This window comes from Azospirillum sp. B506 (assembly GCF_000333595.1).
Lineage (GTDB): Bacteria > Pseudomonadota > Alphaproteobacteria > Azospirillales > Azospirillaceae > Azospirillum.
On record NZ_BADK01000771.1, the window covers coordinates 1 to 1655 of the forward strand.

The following is a 1655-nucleotide window of genomic DNA, read 5'->3' on the forward strand; positions in this document are numbered from 1 at the left end:
CTCCAAGCCGAGCGCGACCAGGGCATCACCATCGACACCACCCAGATCCACTTCAAGACCAGGCAGCGCCCCTACGTCATCATGGACGCGCCCGGCCACACCGAATTCCTGAAGAACATGGTGACGGGGGCGTCGCAGGCCGACGCCGCCCTGCTGGTGATCGACGCCGACGAAGGCGCGCTGGAGCAGTCGCGCCGCCACGCCTTCCTGCTGCACCTGCTGGGCGTCCGTCAGGTCGCGGTCGTCGTCAACAAGATGGACAAGGTCGAGTTCTCCAGCCGCCGCTATGAAGCCGTGGCCCAGGAGATCAAGGACTATCTGGCCGAGCTGGGCCTGCAGCCCAAGGCGGTGATCCCGGTGTCCGCCCGCAACGGCGACAACATCGTCAGCCGCAGCGAACAGTCGGACTGGTATCTGGGGCCGACGGTGATCGAACAGCTGGACGCCTTCCGTCCGCAGCAGACCTCGCCCGACCAGCCGCTGCGCTTCCCGCTCCAGGACGTCTACAAGCCGGACGACCGCCGCATCCTGGCCGGCCGCATCGAGAGCGGGCGCCTGCGCGTCGGCGACACCCTGCACTTCTCGCCCACCGGGGCCAGCGCCAAGGTGGTCAGCATCGAGGCGTGGAACCATCCGGAGACGGTGCTGTCGGCCCAGGCCGGGCAGAGCATCGGCATCACGCTGGACAAGCGCATCTTCGCCGAGCGCGGCCACATCGCCCACCACCAGTCCGACGCACCGACCCTTGCCCACCGGCTGAGCGTGCGGCTGTTCTGGCTGGTCTCCGACCCGCTGGTGATCGGCAAGACCTACACGCTGAAGATCGCCACCGGCGAACACCGGGTGACGGTCGAACAGGTGACGGCGGTCATCAATGTCGAGGATCTGTCGAGCACGCCGGGCAAGTCGGTCCACCGCAACGAGGTGGCGGAGGTCGTCCTGCGCTCCCGCTCGCCCATCGCGCTCGATCTGGCGGCGGACCTGCCGCGCACCGGCCGTGGTGCTTTGATCGACGGCAACGACGTGGTCGGCGGCTGCCTGGTGGTGGAGATCGAGGACGCGGCGACGGCCAACATCACCGAGGTGTCGCACACCGTCTCGCAGGAGGAGCGCGCCCAGGCCAACGGCCACAAGGGCGGCATCGTCTGGCTGACCGGCCTGTCGGGCGCCGGCAAGTCGACGCTGGCGATGGCGCTGGAACGGGCGCTGTTCGATCGCGGCTGGCAGACCTTCGTGCTGGACGGCGACAATGTCCGCAACGGCCTGAACGCCGGTCTGGGCTTCTCCGCCGACGACCGGGCGGAGAACATCCGCCGGGTGGCCGAGACGGCGAAGCTGTTCGCCGACGCCGGCATGGTGGTGATCGCCTCGCTGATCTCACCGCTGAAGTCCGACCGGGCACGGGCACGGGTGATCGGCGGCGAGCGCTTCCACGAGGTGTATGTGGCGGCCGACCTCGCCACCTGCGAGGAACGCGACCCGAAGGGCCTCTACAAGAAGGCGCGGGCCGGCGAGATCGCCGAGTTCACCGGCATCTCCGCCCCCTACGAAGCACCGGACCAGCCCGAACTGGTGATCGACACCGACGCGCTGAGCCGCAGCGAGGCGCTGGCCCAGCTGCTCGACTATGTCGACGAGACCCTGGGCAAGAACAG

The 1655-nt window shown here is 68.7% G+C and carries 1 protein-coding gene; it reads left to right on the plus strand.

The genetic code is table 11. From position 1 onward, the window contains the following. On the plus strand, window positions 1-1655 hold a 1655-nt coding region (gene cysC / locus I71_RS24170), incomplete at both ends, for an adenylyl-sulfate kinase (protein ID WP_042699565.1).